This window comes from Gordonia tangerina (assembly GCF_021556435.1).
Classification (GTDB): domain Bacteria; phylum Actinomycetota; class Actinomycetes; order Mycobacteriales; family Mycobacteriaceae; genus Gordonia; species Gordonia tangerina.
The window spans coordinates 14,110-29,679 of sequence record NZ_JAKGCU010000026.1 but is presented as its reverse complement, the minus strand read 5'-3'; the positions used below and the strand labels follow the sequence as shown (position 1 = coordinate 29,679).

At 68.8% G+C, this 15,570-nt stretch carries 18 protein-coding genes; 4 read left to right on the top strand and 14 right to left on the bottom strand.

What is annotated here, in order from left to right; genetic code table 11:
- Nucleotides 1-441 precede the first annotated feature (441 nt).
- The 3 genes from L1892_RS20755 (at nt 442) to L1892_RS20745 (ending at nt 3,913) form a co-directional block, all read left to right on the top strand.
- Nucleotides 442-2,103: an efflux ABC transporter ATPase subunit, DrrA-related gene (locus tag L1892_RS20755; protein ID WP_235725585.1), complete on the top strand. Its 1,662-nt coding sequence runs from the start codon at nt 442-444 to the stop codon at nt 2,101-2,103.
- Nucleotides 2,104-2,216: 113 nt separating this feature from the next.
- Nucleotides 2,217-2,993 (top strand): ABC transporter permease, encoded by a 777-nt coding sequence (locus tag L1892_RS20750; RefSeq protein ID WP_235725617.1) that lies wholly within the window; start codon nt 2,217-2,219, stop codon nt 2,991-2,993.
- Entirely contained in the window at nt 2,990-3,913 is a 924-nt protein-coding gene (locus L1892_RS20745; RefSeq protein ID WP_235725577.1) for an ABC transporter permease, read from the top strand. The genes L1892_RS20750 and L1892_RS20745 overlap by 4 nt, the downstream gene beginning before the upstream one ends.
- A 46-nt stretch (nt 3,914-3,959) precedes the next feature.
- Here L1892_RS20745 and L1892_RS20740 read toward each other — a convergent pair whose 3' ends face one another.
- Together L1892_RS20740 and L1892_RS20735 are read right to left on the bottom strand one after the other, a co-directional pair.
- Nucleotides 3,960-4,301 carry a hypothetical protein gene (locus L1892_RS20740; protein ID WP_235725575.1) on the bottom strand — a complete coding sequence of 114 codons (342 nt, stop codon included), beginning with the start codon at nt 4,299-4,301 and terminating at the stop codon, nt 3,960-3,962.
- Nucleotides 4,302-4,443: 142 nt separating this feature from the next.
- A complete protein-coding gene (locus L1892_RS20735; RefSeq protein WP_235725573.1) occupies nt 4,444-4,677 on the bottom strand; it encodes an MbtH family protein in 234 nt (77 codons plus the stop codon).
- Nucleotides 4,678-4,952: 275 nt separating this feature from the next.
- Between L1892_RS20735 and L1892_RS20730 the strand changes: the two genes are divergently transcribed.
- Nucleotides 4,953-5,324 carry a GNAT family N-acetyltransferase gene (locus tag L1892_RS20730; protein WP_235725572.1) on the top strand — a complete coding sequence of 124 codons (372 nt, stop codon included), beginning with the start codon at nt 4,953-4,955 and terminating at the stop codon, nt 5,322-5,324.
- On the opposite strand, the gene L1892_RS20725 is transcribed toward L1892_RS20730, so the two are convergent.
- From L1892_RS20725 to rpsS, 12 genes are all read right to left on the bottom strand, one after another.
- Entirely contained in the window at nt 5,317-6,438 is a 1,122-nt protein-coding gene (locus L1892_RS20725; protein WP_235725570.1) for a DUF8320 family protein, read from the bottom strand. The genes L1892_RS20730 and L1892_RS20725 overlap by 8 nt on opposite strands.
- Nucleotides 6,435-7,712 (bottom strand): sensor histidine kinase, encoded by a 1,278-nt coding sequence (locus L1892_RS20720; protein ID WP_235725568.1) that lies wholly within the window; start codon nt 7,710-7,712, stop codon nt 6,435-6,437. The genes L1892_RS20725 and L1892_RS20720 overlap by 4 nt, the downstream gene beginning before the upstream one ends.
- Nucleotides 7,666-8,742 carry a DUF8320 family protein gene (locus L1892_RS20715; protein ID WP_235725566.1) on the bottom strand — a complete coding sequence of 359 codons (1,077 nt, stop codon included), beginning with the start codon at nt 8,740-8,742 and terminating at the stop codon, nt 7,666-7,668. Before L1892_RS20715 ends, L1892_RS20720 begins: the two co-directional genes overlap by 47 nt.
- Entirely contained in the window at nt 8,729-10,012 is a 1,284-nt protein-coding gene (locus L1892_RS20710; RefSeq protein WP_235725564.1) for a sensor histidine kinase, read from the bottom strand. The genes L1892_RS20715 and L1892_RS20710 overlap by 14 nt, the downstream gene beginning before the upstream one ends.
- A gap of 64 nt (nt 10,013-10,076) precedes the next feature.
- Nucleotides 10,077-11,612, bottom strand: coding sequence for an alpha-amylase family protein (locus tag L1892_RS20705; protein ID WP_235725562.1), 1,536 nt, complete (start codon nt 11,610-11,612; stop codon nt 10,077-10,079).
- On the bottom strand, nt 11,609-12,946 hold the full coding sequence (locus L1892_RS20700) for a cation:proton antiporter (RefSeq protein WP_235725561.1): 1,338 nt from the start codon (nt 12,944-12,946) through the stop codon (nt 11,609-11,611). Before L1892_RS20700 ends, L1892_RS20705 begins: the two co-directional genes overlap by 4 nt.
- Before the next feature lie 155 nt (nt 12,947-13,101).
- A complete protein-coding gene (gene rpsQ / locus L1892_RS20695) occupies nt 13,102-13,401 on the bottom strand; it encodes a 30S ribosomal protein S17 (RefSeq protein ID WP_235725558.1) in 300 nt (99 codons plus the stop codon).
- Nucleotides 13,398-13,631 carry a 50S ribosomal protein L29 gene (rpmC, locus tag L1892_RS20690; protein WP_235725556.1) on the bottom strand — a complete coding sequence of 78 codons (234 nt, stop codon included), beginning with the start codon at nt 13,629-13,631 and terminating at the stop codon, nt 13,398-13,400. The genes rpsQ and rpmC overlap by 4 nt, the downstream gene beginning before the upstream one ends.
- On the bottom strand, nt 13,631-14,047 hold the full coding sequence (gene rplP, locus L1892_RS20685; protein ID WP_086534385.1) for a 50S ribosomal protein L16: 417 nt from the start codon (nt 14,045-14,047) through the stop codon (nt 13,631-13,633). The genes rpmC and rplP overlap by 1 nt, the downstream gene beginning before the upstream one ends.
- Before the next feature lie 2 nt (nt 14,048-14,049).
- Nucleotides 14,050-14,862: a 30S ribosomal protein S3 gene (gene rpsC, locus L1892_RS20680; protein ID WP_160900623.1), complete on the bottom strand. Its 813-nt coding sequence runs from the start codon at nt 14,860-14,862 to the stop codon at nt 14,050-14,052.
- A complete protein-coding gene (gene rplV / locus L1892_RS20675; RefSeq protein ID WP_235725554.1) occupies nt 14,862-15,272 on the bottom strand; it encodes a 50S ribosomal protein L22 in 411 nt (136 codons plus the stop codon). The genes rpsC and rplV overlap by 1 nt, the downstream gene beginning before the upstream one ends.
- On the bottom strand, nt 15,272-15,553 hold the full coding sequence (rpsS, locus tag L1892_RS20670) for a 30S ribosomal protein S19 (protein WP_005170311.1): 282 nt from the start codon (nt 15,551-15,553) through the stop codon (nt 15,272-15,274). Before rpsS ends, rplV begins: the two co-directional genes overlap by 1 nt.
- Between the last annotated feature and the right edge of the window lie 17 nt (nt 15,554-15,570).

Here is a 15,570-nt window from a genome sequence, read left to right as displayed (position 1 = left end):
CGCCTCTCTCTTCCAGTTCGTCGGCCAGCCTGATCCAGCGACTCATCGGCAAGCCCGGTCGTACGTCGATCGATGTGTCCACCGCAACGACCGTTGTGGGCTGTCTGTTCCGCGGAAACGGTGTTCCCTCGCAACAGTGTGCGTCATTATCCACCCTTCAATTCCTACTTCACCATGATTCGGTTGAATGGATGAGCCCAGACCGAACCACCTGAATTGCCGGTAAACGACAAGCTCACAGATGGATTTCGTATCCGGACGCCAGATCGTTACGCGCGGCCCCGGCGCGTCGTCCAAACGTAGGAACCGTACCTGCCCGAAAGTAATGTTTTGGTATCCCCCGACGACAATGTCGCAGGGCGTGTCGATTGTTTGGGTACCATCGCCCACAGCAACCGGCCGTGTGCTCCGGCAACCGACGTGGCCCGAGAGGAGTAGTCGATGGCCGAGCCGTCCCACAGGTCCACGACCTCGGCGACGCCCCGTTCACCCGTCGATGTCGGTCGGGACGCCGATCTGCTGACCTCTCGTGACCTCGAGATCACTCGTGCACGGACCAACGGCAACGCAGGCGATTCCGATGGCTCGGGCCCGTCGGACCAGGGCGTTGCGCCCGCAGCCCGCCACCGCCGGGCACGGCACGCGAAAGTGACCGGCGACGATTCGCCGACCGTCGCCTTTCCGGCGCTGACCCCGGCCGCCACGCCTGCACCCGAGGCCACCGACAGCCCCCGGCCCACCGTCGATGCCCCTACCGCCGACCCGGCCACCCGGGACGGTTCGATCGCCGACGGTCCGGTGGACCAGGTCGCGCCAGACGTCGCCGATGGATGGCGAATCCTCACCCCGCCGGGTGATACTTCCCACATCGCCGACATGAGCGATCCCGCCGTCAGCGATCCCGCCGTCAGCGACACCGGCCTCCTCGATGAAAACCGCGCCGAGCGCGCCCCGATCGCTGCGCCGTCCGTGCCGGAGCCGGCACGACGGTCCGAGGCCGCGCACCGGGCCGCGTCCCCGTCAGCGACCGAACCCGACACCGCAGCCGAATCCGATTCCCTCGATCTCACGCCGGCCGCTCCCGCCGCGATCGAGGTGACCGGTCTGCACAAGCGGTTCGGCGCGAACGTGGCCGTCGAATCGGTGAGTTTTTCGGTCGCCAAGGGTTCGATCCTCGCGCTCCTCGGCCCCAACGGGGCAGGCAAGACCACGACCGTCAACATGCTGTGCACACTGCTCAAACCAGATGGCGGTACCGCGACGGTGGCCGGCCATGACGTGGTGTCCGACGCTGCGGGCGTGCGACGCTCGATCATGTTGACCGGACAGTTCGCTGCACTGGACGAAGCGCTGTCCGGCCGCGACAACCTCATCCTGTTCGGACGGCTGATGGGGCTGTCCAAATCCGCGGCACGCGTCCGCGCCGACGAATTGCTCACATCCTTCGACCTCACCCGAGCCGCCGGCCGCCGGGTCGGTGAGTATTCCGGTGGTATGCGGCGTCGCATCGACATCGCGTGCGGCCTGGTCACCCAGCCCGAGGTTGTCTTCCTCGACGAGCCGACCACCGGTTTGGACCCGCGCAGCCGCCAGGAGGTGTGGAAACTCGTCGAGTCGCTGCGCGACCAGGGCGTCACCACGCTACTGACCACCCAATACCTGGAAGAGGCCGATACGCTCTCCGACCACATCGTGGTGATCGACCGCGGTCGTGTCATCGCATCGGGTACGGCCGACGAGCTCAAGGCCGCTACCGGTGCCTCGCATTACGACGTCACGCCGGCCGACCCGGAGGACCTGCCACGGTTGCGCGATTGCCTCGGTGACCTGCTCACCGATTCCCCCAGCGACCCAACGTCCCCACGTGGCCCAGCGTCCCCTAATGGCGGAGCCGACGGCGAATCGTCGGCCTCGGTCGCGGTGCCCGCACCGGACGGCGCGGACACCCTCGTCGAGATCGTGCAACGCACCACCGGGGCGGGGATCCGGCTCTCGGATGTCGCACTGCGCCGCCCCAGTCTCGACGAGGTCTTCCTCGCGTTGACCGATCCCAGCGCGCCGAGTTCCAACCCGGCTGCCGAACCCGCGGACGATCCGGCGTGACCTCCACCCCAGCCGCTCGGACCGCAGTGCACACCGCGCGGGCGAACACCGCTCGGGTCGACCCGGCCGGAGTCGGGCGTGCGGGTGCGACGGACACCGTCGCGACGCCGACGGTGATCACCCGCCCGCGGACTCACGCCACCGCCCAGTGGTGGGCCCTGACGATCCGCGGGTTGCGCGCGATCTTCCGCAATGGGGAGATCATCTTCGCCTTCGCCGCGCCGGTGCTGCTGGCGATCTGCTTCTACCTGCCACTGCGGTCGATCATGGACGCCGATCCCGACATGGATTACGCCGCGTTCCTGATGCCGATCATCTCGCTGCAATCGGTGAGCTTCGTGGCGTCCTCGGCGGCGATGCGCGCCTCCGTGGACACCACCAAGGGCATCAACACCCGGTTCCGGACGATGCCGATGCCGGTCGCGATCCCGACGCTCGCCCGGTTCGGCACCAACGGGGCTCTGCTGGTGATCTCGGTCATCTGCGCGGCGGTCACCAGCTTGGTGATGGGCTGGCGACCGGCGGGTTCGGTACTCGAGACGGTGGGACTGTTCGCGGTGGTGCTTGCCGTGGGGCTGCTGATCGCCATCCTCGCCGACGCCCTGGGTCTGTTGTCGAACAGCCCCGAGGCGACCAGTCAGGCGCTGTCCCTGCCGATCCTCGTCCTCGGCCTGCTGTCCACCGGCTTCGTCCCCGAGGACCAGTTCCCGGAGTGGATACAGCCGTTCGTCCGCAACCAGCCGATCTCGCAGTTCGCGACGTCGATGCGAGCGCTGAGCGACGGCACGGTCACCCTCGAGATCCTGACTCCCACGATCTGGTGGTGCGTGGGACTCGGGATCGCCGGGGTGTTCCTGACCGGACTCGGCATCCGGAAGGCTGTGCGATGACCGCCGTGCCCGCCCGGACACCCGGTGCCGCGCCCACCCCCGCCGTCGCGCCCCACACCACCCCGGTGCAGGACCAGACCAGCGCGGAGCAGGACCGGGCCGCGTCTGCGCAGAAGGCGCCACCGGTCGCCACCCCCGGCGAGGGCACGATCCGCGCCTGGTTCACCCAGAGCGGGGTGCTGTCGTGGCGTCAGCTGTCGGTGATGGTGCACGACAAGGCGACATTCCTGCAGTTGGTGCTGGTCCCCATCCTGACCCTGCTGATGTTCAAGGTCGTCCTCGGTGATGCCATCGGCAGCGCGACCGGCCAGGACAGCACCTACGGCACCGTTCCGTTGGTCATCCTGGTGAGCGCGATGTTCGGATCGGTCGCCGCGGGCATCCGACTCAATCAGGAGCGTGGCACCGGTCTGCTGTCGCGGCTGTACGTGCTGCCCATCAACCGCGCGGCCGATCTGACCTCGCGACTGCTCAGCGAGATGTTCCGGATCGTGCTCGTCACGGCGCTACTGATCGTGGTCGGTTCGTTCATCGGGTTCGACATCACCGGCGGGTTCGGTGCCATCGCCGGGATCTTCGGGGTGACGCTGATGTTTGGCGTCGCCTACGCCACACTGGTCCTGGCACTCGCGGTCAGTGCCGCTCCATCGGCCCCGCTCGTGCCGCTGCTGTCGCTGGTGTCGAGCGTGCTGATGTTCTTCAATTCGGGGTTCTCCCCCATCGACGCCTACCCCGGCTGGCTCCAACCGATCGTGGAGAACCAGCCGATGACGCCCACGATCGAGGTGATGCGTTCGTTGGCGGCCGGCGGTCCGATCGCCGAGAACCTGATCAAGGTGACGATCTGGACCGTCGGGATCATCGCCGTCTGCGTGTACCCGGCCCTGCGCGGCTACCGAAAGGCGGCGACCGCGCGGTGACGCCGGCGCGGTTTCCGACGCCGGGTCGCCCGGCCCACCGATCGCATCAGCCGATGGCGCGAAGACCGCCGAAACCTTCGTCGAGGTCACGCGCCAGCCAATCGAGCACCTGACGCACGGTGTGTACCACCGCCATCGGTTCGCCGAGTCGGCCGATGCGGGGCAGACAGTGCAGGATCGCCGCAGCGATCGTGGAGCCCACCCCGAGCCCGTTGAGGTCGGACACCCGGCCGTAGCGGACCAGTGCACCGGCGAGCTCGCGGTAGGTGGCGGACTCGCCATGCACCCGCACCGCTGTGAGCGTCGGGGTGACTTGAGCCCTGCGCGCGATCTCGTCACTGGTCGCACGCAAACGTGCGGCCTCCCACGGTCCGTATTCGCCGACCATGTCTCACCTGCTTCCGCAGCACCTGAGAACCACCGATTCCAGACCCGACCAGTTCCCTGTTGAGGAAATGATGACAGCTCACGCCCCGAATGTCACCGGGGCACGGTGGATTTCTACTGGTTTGGCTGCCCTTACCGGCGTGTCACTCGGCGGCGCGCTCGGCGCGGTCGGCCTCCATGGCGTCGATCAAGCTCTTCGGACGCAGATCGGTCCAGTTCTTCTCGACATACTCCAGACACGCCGCCCGGCTGTCCTCGCCGAACACCGCGGTCCAGCCTGCCGGGATGTCGGCGAAGGTCGGCCACAGCGAATGCTGGTTCTCGTCGTTCACCAGGACGTAGAAACGCCCGTTCTCGTCGTCGAACGGATTGGTCATCTGCTCTGTCGTTCCTCTCGTGTGGGTAGTGCATCCGTTGCCCTGGGCGCCCGCGGCAGGCGCGCCGCAACGTCCCCGGACCCGGATGGTGCGCATCGAGGTCAGTGGACCCGATGGTACCGGTGACGACAATCGGCCCAGACGCCCGCGTCGCCCCACGCGGGTGCACGTCATCGCCGCGAGCACGTGCCGGCTGTGCCCCTGGCGAGAACTCCGGGCGGCGGACCGGCCGTCTTCGGCCGGTCCTCCCACTGCCAGGCCGTAAGGTCGTCACCATGACGACCGACAAGACCGGGGCCGCGGTCACCGTCACCCACGAGCCTGACGTGCAGCGCTTCGAGATCGCGGTCGCCGACACCGCATCCGAACCGGCCCCGGCGGGATTCACCGCCTACCGCGATCGCGCTGACGGCGACAGTCGGCAACGGGTGTTCTTCCACACCGAGGTGGCCGAGGAGTTCGGAGGCCGCGGACTCGGCACGATCCTGATCCGACACGCCCTCGACCAGACCCGCGCCGAAGGCATCGTCATCGTCGGCGTGTGCCCGATGGTGGCGGCCTATCTCGGCAAACATCCCGAATACGCCGACGCCGCACGCAAGCCCACGCCGGACATCCTGAGGTGGCTCGACGCCGAACTCAGCTGAGGGTTCCCGGAAACACGCACACGGCGCCGTCGAACCGGCACTCGGTACGACTGACCCCGGTGCTGGAGTTCACCACCACCGATGCGATCACCTCGCGTCCCGGCGGGAGCACCCGGGCGGTGATCTGACCGTCGCGAGCTGCTCGGAGCTCGGCGACCAGCAGCCGCCGCAGTCGGCGGGCGGTCTCCGTATCGCCGCGCGCGTCCAGCGCCCCGTCGTCGAGCAGCAGTACCGTCACTCCGCGCCGCCGCGCCTGCCACGCGGCGCTGCGCACCTCCTCGGACTCCCAGGCCCGCGCCCGGATGCCGTCACGCAGTTGTGCCTCGGTCAGCCGGGCGTCGATCACCTCGTCCGGGCCGAAGGCATGCCGGTCGACCATCCGCTGCAGGATCGGGCGGGCACCGCGGTCGAGACGACGTAACTGATCATGACGTTCGGCAGCCCCGGCTCTCGCGGCGGCCTCCGTCTGCGCCTGCGCGATCTCCCGCTCGCGCAGCGCTCGGATGCGGACCTCCATCGGCGGTGCCATCAACACGAACAAGGTGGCCATCACCAGCACCGGGAAACAGAAGAACGTGATCTCGGCGCCGGCCGGATAGCCGAACCCCTGCGCGACACCCCACACCCCGGCGACCACACTGGCGCACACCGCACCCACCCAGGCGAACACCGGGCGCCGATGCAGTGCGAGCATCGTCGCCACCACGGTCAGCGCCGACACCGGTGGCGACGTCTGCAACGTGCGGTAGGTCTCCACCGGAAGACTCCACAACGACAGCGCCAGCGCACCCACCACCAATCCGGTCACCGCCACGGCGACCGGTGCCGGCGTCCGCGCTCCGCGGCCTCCGACGACGAACGCCGCCGCAACGCCGAACGCCGCCAGTCCCGCCGCCGCACCGACCCAGCTCACCCACGACCGGATCTCCCAACCCGCACCTACCGCCACCACCACATAGGCCAAGGCGAATATCCCCAACGACCAGATCACCGCAGCCGAACCGAGGCCGAACAGATCGACTGCGGCGGGATCGGCCGGGTGCTCGTCGTCGTGATCTCCGGTACCTTTCGGCGTCCGGCGACCACCGCGCAACCCGCCATCGCGTCCGGTCATGAGCGGCGCCAGCCCACGTGGATGCGGGTACCGTCGCCCGGCGCTGCCGCGACGTCGACCGACCCACCGGCCACGGCCTCCATCCGGCCGCGGATGCCGACCGCGACCCCGTATCGCTCATTGCCCAACGCGGTCGGGTCGAAGCCGACGCCGTCGTCGCGCACGGTGATCGAGACCGCGTCGCCGGCCAGCTCACCGTCGACGACGCACCGACTGCCCACCCCGGCGTGTCGTCGCCAGTTGCGCAAGGCCTCACCCACCGCACCACTGATCGCGGTGAACGCCTCGGCGGGGTACGCAACCGCGTTGTCCACGACCCGTAACTCGACCACCACCCCGTCCCCCACCTCGTCGGCGAGGGCCTGCAGTCGGTGCGCGAACAGCGACGCGGGCACCTCGGCACTGTCCCGCTCGTCGCCCAGGTCGAGTTCGGCCAACGCCGATGCCGCCTGGGCGGCGAGGCGCCGATCGGGCTTCCCCACCCCGACCGCCAGCAGCGCGGCGATCACCCGATCGTGGATCACCGCGGCGAATCGAGCGCGCTCGGATTCGCGCGCCACCATCGCTGCAGTGGCGGCTGCCGCGGTGATGGTGGCGGCCCGACGGGTGTCCAACGACCGGACGTTGCGCGCGGTCGCGTACGCGACCGCCATGAACACCCCACTGAGCGCCATGGTCAGTGGCGCACTCAACAACTCACGCGGCGTCACCGCACCGTCGAGCCCGATCTGATTGGCCGCATGTACCAGGGTCGTCGCGACGACGAGATGCGTGATTGCCCACCGGGTCCGGCCGATCAACACCAGCGCGATGGCGGCTACCGACGGGAACTGGATCAGCCAAATGGTGTAGCGGTCGGTGCCGTCGGGTACGCCCCGCCACGCCACGAACCACAGCAGCGTCGACAACACGTAACCCACGGCGCAGGCGCCCACCGGCCAGTCGAGCCTGCCGGGTTCGTCGCGGAACGACATCGCCACGAGTGCGACCGCCGGACCCACCACGAGTACGACGCTGAGTACCGTCCACCACAGGTCGGTGAGGTGCATGGTGCGCACCGCGACCGGCGCCATCAGCAGGCTGAACGCCAGCAGCCCGCAGCCCACGAACCGGGTGCCCACGCGTTCGAGCCGCGCCAGGTCGGAGTCGTCGGCGCGCAGTTGGCCGCGGCCGACCCCGTGGGTGGCGGTCTGCAGTCGAGCGATGCCGTTCACCGCACGGCCGTCCTCATCGGCTTTCGACATCCCCGCCGGTGATCTGTCCGTTGTGGGCACAGTCGTAGCGTCGCACGCCGTCTGCGCGAGCGAGCACGATACTGGCGCGGGTGGGTCGCCCGGGTGGCATCACCCGCGCGGTCACCCGGCCGGTCCGCATCGCTCCGAGTTCGGCCACGAGCAGGTCGTCGAGGTGCGCCTGCACGGCCGGGACCTCGGCCGTGCCGCCATCGTCGAACAACACCACCGTGACCCCGCGTCGTCGTGCCTGCCACACCGCCGCACGCACCGCGGCCGCCTGCCAGGCCGGTGCCCGGATGCCGTCACGCAATCCGGCTTCGACCAGACGCGCATCCCTCACCTCGTTGACGGTGAATGCGTGCTCGGCAGCTACCTGCATGAGCAGGGGTCGCGCCTGCCGGTCGAGCAGCGCCACCTGGCGCTCCCGCTCCTCGGCGGCGGCCACCGTCGCCGCCGAATCCGACGCGTCCCGGACCGCCCGGGCGCGCAGCGTGCCAATCGTCTCGGCGATGGGCCGCAGCATCACGCCGAACAGCGATGCGAACAGCATCACCGGATAGACCCACGAGGTGAAGACCAGACCGGCGGTGAATCCGAGTCCGCGCGCCGCCGCCCAAGTCGCAGCAGACAGACTCATCGCGACGGCACCGACCCATGCCGTGCCGATCCGTCCGCGGACCACCAGCAATGCCAGGGCGACGATGCCCGCGATGGCCGCCGGCAGACACTGGACCGGCGCGAAAGTCGCGGCCGGCACCGACCACCACGCGAGTGCGGTCCCGGCGAGCAGCAATCCTGCGGCGACCACCGCTGCCCGCGCGGGTAGCGGGTCGCCTCGCAGCCGGGTCAGCACGGCCAGGTCGACGGCCAGCAACCCGAAGGCACCGGCGAAGCCGACCCAGCTCCACACCGACGTGATGTTGACGCCGGAGCCGATCGTGACGACCAGGTAGATCACAGCCAGGGCGAGCAGTGCGCGCACCACCAACGGCGAGCGCAGACCGAACAGGTCGGTGGTGTCCTCGATCGCCGGGTCGACCTCGTCGGCCGCCACGTCAGGCCCGTCCATCCGGCACCGCGATCGCCACCGGCGCGTGTGTGGTCGGTTCGTCGGTCCACCGCAGGATCACCGTGGTGCCGTGTCCAGGCGTGCTGCGTACCTCGGCCGAACCACCGGGAACCGAGGCCATCCGCCGGCGGATACCGATCGCCAACCCCAACCTTTCCGGTCGCACATCCGCCTCGTCGAATCCCCGGCCGTCGTCGACGACGGCGAGGCTGATCGATGCGTCCCCGAGGTCACCTACGACCAGGCAGGAGGCGTCGTCGCCGGCGTGGCGCGCCTGGTTGCGGATGGCCTCGCCCATCGCATCGATCAGGGCCGCAGCGACCTCGGCGGGATAGCGCCGACTCGCGTCGGGGTCGATCGACAGCTCACGGTCCACCTCGACCCCGGTCGATCGGATCGCCAACCGGATGCGCCGCGCGAACTCGTCGGCGTCGAGCGGGCCGGCCGTCGGGTGCTCGCCGCGACGGTCGAGCTCATGGACGGCCGAGGACGCCTGCGCCGCAAGCGCCGACGATGGTCGACCGACGTCGATGGCGAGCAGGATGGCCAGCACCTTGTCATGGATCAGCGTGGCGAACCGGGTGCGTTCGGCGTCCTCGGCGGCCGCCGCCGACGACGCGGCCGCCGCCTCGATCGCCGTTGCTCGGGTCTCGTCGAGGACCTGCGCCGTCCGGACAGTGACCACTGCGACCGCCAGGAACACTGCGGTCAGCGCGATGGTGAGCAGGGAACCCAGGTACAACTCCGGGCGGATCTGACCGTCCAGCCCGAGTTGATTGGCGGTTTGGGTCACCAGCGTCGCGATGACGATGTACGCCAACGCGAGACGCGGGTGGCCACTGAGCCCGAGGAGTAGACCCGGCACCCCGGGGAACTGCACCAACCACACGCTCCAGGTGGTGTCCTCGGATGCGACCGCTCCCGTCCAGGCGCCGAACCACAACAGGGTGGCCAGCAGCAGGCCGGCGCAGCAGGCCGTCGCCAGAACGGTGAGTCCGGTCGGTCGCCGACGGTAGGTGGCGATGATGACGACCATGGCCGGCACCGTCACGAGCAGGACGCTCACCGGTGGCCACCACCGGTCGGTCAACGCGGACTCCGAGGCGATCAGCGGCGTCAGTGCGACCGGGAAGATCAGTAGTCCGGTACCGACGAACCGGGCGCCGAATCGGCGGATGCGAGCCAGATCGGAGTCGTCGGTCGGCCCGATCAGCCGCAAGCGCCAGGCATGCAACCATGCCCTGCGTTTCGGCGTGGAGACGATCGTCATTGCCGTGGCCACCTCGTCGCCCGGTCCTGTGGTTCGGTGACGACCTTGCCACGCTTTGCCGCCGTCACGGCACCCACCCGACATCAGCGCGGTCGGTGTCGGTGTCGATGAGGCGCAGCACCAACCACCCCCATGGCCCCAGCCGCACGTCGACGGCTCCGTCGCCGCAGATGTGCAGCGGTTGGCCGGAGAGCGCGTCGACCAGCCGGGTGCCCGGTGCGGGTTGTCCGGCCGGGTGCGCCTCATCGGGATCGGACCAGTCCGGCCGGATGCGCCCTGCCGTCGCCGTACCCGCAGTGTTCATCACGATGAGCCACCGTCGTGCGCCCCGTGTCCAGGCGAGCAGAGCGGGTGCAGACCGGGTGTCGCACCACCGTTGCCCGCCCGACCGGAACGCGTCGTCGTCGACGACGCCGAGCAGGGCACGGTAGAACACCGCGCGGTCACCGTCGACCGGTTCGTCAGGGCTGCAACCGAGTTGGACGGGAAGGCGACGTCGGCGGCCGGTGAGCTGCCCGTGGTGGATCAACCGGGCTCCCGGCACGGTGAGGATCACCACCGCGGCCTGCCGGTCGCGTTCGCCGAAGGCCTCCGGAGCGCGCGGCTCGTCGTGGTTCTCGATGAAACGCACGCCTGTGTGGGGATCTCCATCGTCGGCGTTCGGGCGGTGGGCCAGCGTGCCCGGTTCATCTCGCAGTGTGTCGTAGAGCGTTTTGTCGTAACAGTGGTCGAAACCCTGATCGATCAGCGCGGACTCGGTGCCCCAGTAGGCCTCGGCGATGAACACGAACCCCGGGTGTCGGGCGCGCACCGAGGCGATGATGTCGGGCCAGAAGTCGTCGGTGGGCACCGGGCCCGCTCGGTTACCCCAGGTCCACGCGAAGACCTCGTTCATCACCAACATCGCCATGTCGCAGCGCACGCCGTCGCATTGCGTCGCGATCCGGGACAGCTCGGCGTCGGTGGCCGCGCGCAGGTCCGGGTCGAACGCGTTGAGTTGCGCCACATCGGTCCACGCCGGGAAGTACGGGTCGCGGCCGTGTGCGATGACCCGGCCGTCGATCTCGGTGAACGACGCGTCGTCGGCGGCGAGGTCGGCCCGATCCCCGCCGATGAACCAAGTCGGATGCGTGCCGACCCACGGGTGGTCGAGTGCGACGTGATTGGGCACGTAGTCCAGGATCAGCGCCACTCCCCGGTCGGCGAGTGCGCGCCGTGCCGCCACCAACCCGGCGGGCCCGCCGAGATGGTCATCGACGGTGTAGTCGCGCACGGCATACGGTGAGCCGACGACGTCCTGCGACTGCAGGTCCCCTACCGCTTCGGCGAACGACTCCATCAAGGCGCGATCGCCACGCGCGATCCGGGCGCCGGCCGCACTGCGCCGCCACACCCCCATCAGCCAGACGGCGTCGAAGCCGTACTCCGCGATGGCGTCCCAGGTGGCGTGCGGGACGTCGGCGAGCGTGATCGGTTCGCTCGCGCCCGTGCAGCCGATTCGGTCGGACAGCTCGGCGAGCCACACCCAGGTGTTGATCTCGTAGATCAACGGGGACGGCGGGAGCCGACGAGGGCCGATATCGGCTGGTCGATCCGTCATCGACGCCACCGGTGCACACCGCTGGGCCGCAGCCGCACATGTCCTGCGTCGGATGCGTCAGCGCCACCGTCGTGAGGGTATCGGCGGGCCACCGGACCGGCGGTCGCTCCGTGTAGGACCACGCTGGCGAGCACGGTCACCGCGATCGCGGCGACGGCGGGACCGGCGCCGCCGTCGGTGCCGAGTTGTTCGACACCGAGGAGTGCGAACACCACCGATGCCAGGCCGCGCGGACCGAACCAGCCCACGATCAGCACATCGCGGGTCGGCAGACCGCTCCCCCACAGGGACACCGCGACCGGGATCATGCGGAACACGGTGAGGCTCAGTATCGCGTAGCCGGCCATGAGTGCGAGATCGCCCGCCTCCACCACGTGAAAGGCCAGCGGCATCAGAATGGCGCCGAACAGGAACCACACCACCAGCGCGAGGAGTTCGCCACCGAGCTCGGGCAGCACCTCCAGCACGGTGGAGTCCTCGTTGCGACGGCGGCCCAACTCCTGCGTGGAAGGGTCTGCGCTGCTCTCCGCCCGATCGCGGTCGAGCACATGACCGAACGTCATTCCCGCAACGAATGCAGCGATGAAACCGTTGCCATCGATCGTGACCGCCAGCGCGAACACGCCGACCGCGGTCGCCAGTGCGGCGATCTGCCGGGTCTTGGGCGACGAGAGGTCGCGCAGCGCCGAGACGTTGATCGCCCACGCGGCGATGCCGCCGACCACGGCCCCGGTGGCCACCCCGACCGCCAACTCGATGCCGGCCTGGCCCAGGGTGATGCCCTCGGCACCACCGACGCCGAGCGCCGTCGCCCCCAGTGCGATGGCCAGGGTCACCACCGGCGTCGCGATCCCGTCGTTGAGTCCGCTCTCCACGTTCAGCGACAACCGCAGTCGGCGTGGGATGCGGTCGTCGTCGATCACCTGCACGCTCAGCGCCGCGTCCGTGGGAGCGAGGGCGGCACCGACGAACAACGCCAATCCCCAGCCGAACTCGCCGAAGATGACTTCGGCGCCGAGGGTGCCCAGCGCGATCGTCAGCGGCAGACCCACCAGCAACAGCCGCGCCGGTAGTCGTATCGCCCGGCGCAGTCGGCCCACGTCGACGCGGGAGGCGTCGGTGAACAGCACCAGGCCCAGGGTCAGCTCGGCCAGGATGTGCACGATGGAGGTGTCCACATCGACCGCCAACACACCCCACTCCGGGTTGGCGAGCAGGTACCCGGCGAGCACGAACAGCAGCGGCCCGGTGACGTCGTGGCGGGTCAGCACCCGCGACAGCACCGCCCACAGCAGCACCAGCACACAGATGACGGCAACCGCGGAATCGGTCATCACACACCCGCGGTCCGGCCGATGAGCATGGTCGGGATTATGCCGCACCCCGGCGGACTCTGCGGGTCCGCGCGTCACAGCGGTGTCCGAACACGACAGCGGCCCGTCCCCCATCGGGGAACGGGCCGCGTGTACGTCTCGCGTCGGAGAACGGCCTACTTGGCCTTCTCCAGCACCTCGACGATGCGCCAGTGCTTGGTCGCCGACAGCGGGCGGGTCTCCATGATCCGCACGCGGTCGCCGATACCGGCGATCTCGTTCTCGTCGTGTGCCTTGACCTTGCTCGTGGTCCGGATGATCTTGCCGTACAGCGGATGCCGCGTACGATCTTCCAGCTCGACCACGATGGTCTTCTGCATCTTGTCGCTCACCACATAGCCGATCCGCTCTTTGCGGCTCGCACGCGGGTTGCTCGCGACGTTCTGGCTTGCGCTCACTGTCTGGTCCTCACTCATGCGTCATCACCATCCGGTCCCGACGCCAGACCCAGCTCACGCTCACGCATCACCGTGTAGATCCGCGCGATCTCGCGACGCACGGTCCGCAGACGACGGTTGTTGTCGAGCTGGCCGGTGGCCATCTGGAAACGAAGGTTGAACAGCTCTTCCTTCGACTCACGCAGACGATCGACCAGATCGGTGTCATTGAGCTCGCGCAGCTCAGACGCAGCCACTCCGAGTGCCATCAGAACTGCTCCTCTCTGGTCACGATGCGGGTCTTGATCGGGAGCTTGTGCTGCGCGCGACGCAAAGCCTCGCGAGCGGTCTCCTCGTTGGGGTAGGTCATCTCGAACAGCACGCGGCCCGGCTTGACCGGGGCCACCCACCATTCCGGCGAACCCTTACCCGAACCCATACGGGTCTCGGCAGGCTTCTTGGTCAGCGGACGGTCCGGGAAGATGTTGATCCACACCTTGCCGCCACGCTTGATGTGCCGGTTGATGGCGATACGAGCGGACTCGATCTGCCGGTTGGTGATGTACGCACCCTCGAGAGCCTGGATGCCGTAATCGCCGAACGTCACCTTGGTGCCGCCCTTGGCCTGGCCCTTCAGGCTGGGGTGATGCTGCTTGCGGTGCTTGACCCGACGGGGGATCAGCATGATCAGCCCTCCTGCTTCTCGGTGGCCGCACCAGCACCCGCGGTCGCCTCTGCCGGAGCCTCCGCCGCGCGTCCCGCGTCGGTGCTCGTGGCAGTGGTGCCCGAAGCACCGCTGCGACGGGGCCGGCTGGGCCGGCGGGGACGACGGTCCTCGGTGGCCGGCGCAGCTGCACTGAGCTCGCGCTTGCCGCCGACGATGTCGCCCTTGTAGATCCACACCTTCACGCCGATGCGGCCGAAGGTGGTCTTGGCTTCATAGAGTCCGTAGTCGATGTCGGCGCGCAGCGTGTGCAGCGGCACCCGACCTTCGCGGTAGAACTCACTGCGGCTCATCTCTGCGCCACCCAGGCGACCCGAGCACTGGACCCGGATGCCCTTCACGTTCGGCTGACGCATCGCCGACTGGATCGCCTTGCGCATCGCGCGTCGGAAGGCCACACGGTTGCTCAGCTGCTCGGCGACGCCCTGGGCCACCAGCTGGGCCTCGGACTCTGCGTTCTTCACCTCGAGGATGTTCAGCTGTACCTGCTTGCCGGTCAGCTTCTCCAGGTCACCACGGATCCGGTCGGCCTCGGCGCCGCGGCGACCGATGACGATGCCCGGACGGGCGGTGTGGATGTCGACGCGGACCCGGTCACGGGTGCGCTCGATCTCCACCTTGGCGATGCCGGCGCGCTCGAGTCCCGTGGACAGGAGCTTGCGGATGGCGACATCCTCTTTCACGTAGTCCGCGTACTGCTTGTCGGCGTACCACCGCGAACTCCAGTCGGTGGTGATGCCCAGACGGAAGCCGTGCGGGTTGATTTTCTGGCCCACTACTGAGCTCCCTTCTTCGGCTGACGTGAGCGTCCGCGGCCGGCGGGGGCCTTCTCGGGAAGGCTCTCGACGACGACGGTGATGTGGCTGGTGCGCTTGCGGATGCGGAACGCACGGCCCTGCGCACGCGGCTGGAACCGCTTGAGCGTGGGGCCCTCGTCGGCGAACGCGGTCGCAACCACGAGACTCCGGCGATCGAGGTCCAGGTTGTTCTCCGCGTTGGCGACGGCGCTGGCGAGCACCTTGTACACCGGCTCGGAGGCCGACTGCGGAGCGAACCGCAGGATGTCGAGGGCCTCGTCCACGTTCTTGCCGCGGATCAGGTCCAGCACCCGGCGTGCCTTCATCGGGGTGACGCGCACGAACCGTGCGGTGGCCTTGGCCGTGGGATTATCGGTCTGCGTAGTCATTACCGGCGCTTCGCTTTCCGGTCATCCTTGATGTGACCCTTGAAGGTACGGGTGGGGGCGAACTCGCCCAGCTTGTGCCCGACCATGGACTCCGAGACGAACACCGGCACGTGCTTGCGTCCGTCGTGGACGGCGAAGGTGTGACCGATGAAGTCGGGGATGATGGTCGAACGGCGCGACCAGGTCTTGATGACCTGCTTGGTGCCCTTCTCGTTCTGCGTGTCCACCTTGGCAAGCAGGTGGTCGTCGACGAACGGGCCCTTCTTGAGGCTGCGTGGCATTCTCTAACTCCCTCCTG

Bases quoted from the DNA above. Each gene is read 5' to 3' on its own strand.
- L1892_RS20710 (WP_235725564.1), bottom strand. From the start codon at position 10,012: ATGACGATCGTCTCCACGCCGAAACGCAGGGCATGGTTGCATGCCTGG.
- rplP (WP_086534385.1), bottom strand. From the start codon at position 14,047: ATGCTGATCCCCCGTCGGGTCAAGCACCGCAAGCAGCATCACCCCAGC.
- L1892_RS20725 (WP_235725570.1), bottom strand. From the start codon at position 6,438: ATGACCGGACGCGATGGCGGGTTGCGCGGTGGTCGCCGGACGCCGAAA.
- L1892_RS20700 (WP_235725561.1), bottom strand. From the start codon at position 12,946: ATGACCGATTCCGCGGTTGCCGTCATCTGTGTGCTGGTGCTGCTGTGG.
- rpmC (WP_235725556.1), bottom strand. From the start codon at position 13,631: ATGGCACTCGGAGTGGCTGCGTCTGAGCTGCGCGAGCTCAATGACACC.
- L1892_RS20705 (WP_235725562.1), bottom strand. From the start codon at position 11,612: ATGACGGATCGACCAGCCGATATCGGCCCTCGTCGGCTCCCGCCGTCC.
- L1892_RS20730 (WP_235725572.1), top strand. From the start codon at position 4,953: ATGACGACCGACAAGACCGGGGCCGCGGTCACCGTCACCCACGAGCCT.
- rpsS (WP_005170311.1), bottom strand. From the start codon at position 15,553: ATGCCACGCAGCCTCAAGAAGGGCCCGTTCGTCGACGACCACCTGCTT.
- L1892_RS20715 (WP_235725566.1), bottom strand. From the start codon at position 8,742: ATGGACGGGCCTGACGTGGCGGCCGACGAGGTCGACCCGGCGATCGAG.
- L1892_RS20740 (WP_235725575.1), bottom strand. From the start codon at position 4,301: ATGGTCGGCGAATACGGACCGTGGGAGGCCGCACGTTTGCGTGCGACC.
- L1892_RS20745 (WP_235725577.1), top strand. From the start codon at position 2,990: ATGACCGCCGTGCCCGCCCGGACACCCGGTGCCGCGCCCACCCCCGCC.
- L1892_RS20735 (WP_235725573.1), bottom strand. From the start codon at position 4,677: ATGACCAATCCGTTCGACGACGAGAACGGGCGTTTCTACGTCCTGGTG.
- L1892_RS20755 (WP_235725585.1), top strand. From the start codon at position 442: ATGGCCGAGCCGTCCCACAGGTCCACGACCTCGGCGACGCCCCGTTCA.
- rplV (WP_235725554.1), bottom strand. From the start codon at position 15,272: ATGACTACGCAGACCGATAATCCCACGGCCAAGGCCACCGCACGGTTC.
- rpsQ (WP_235725558.1), bottom strand. From the start codon at position 13,401: ATGAGTGAGGACCAGACAGTGAGCGCAAGCCAGAACGTCGCGAGCAAC.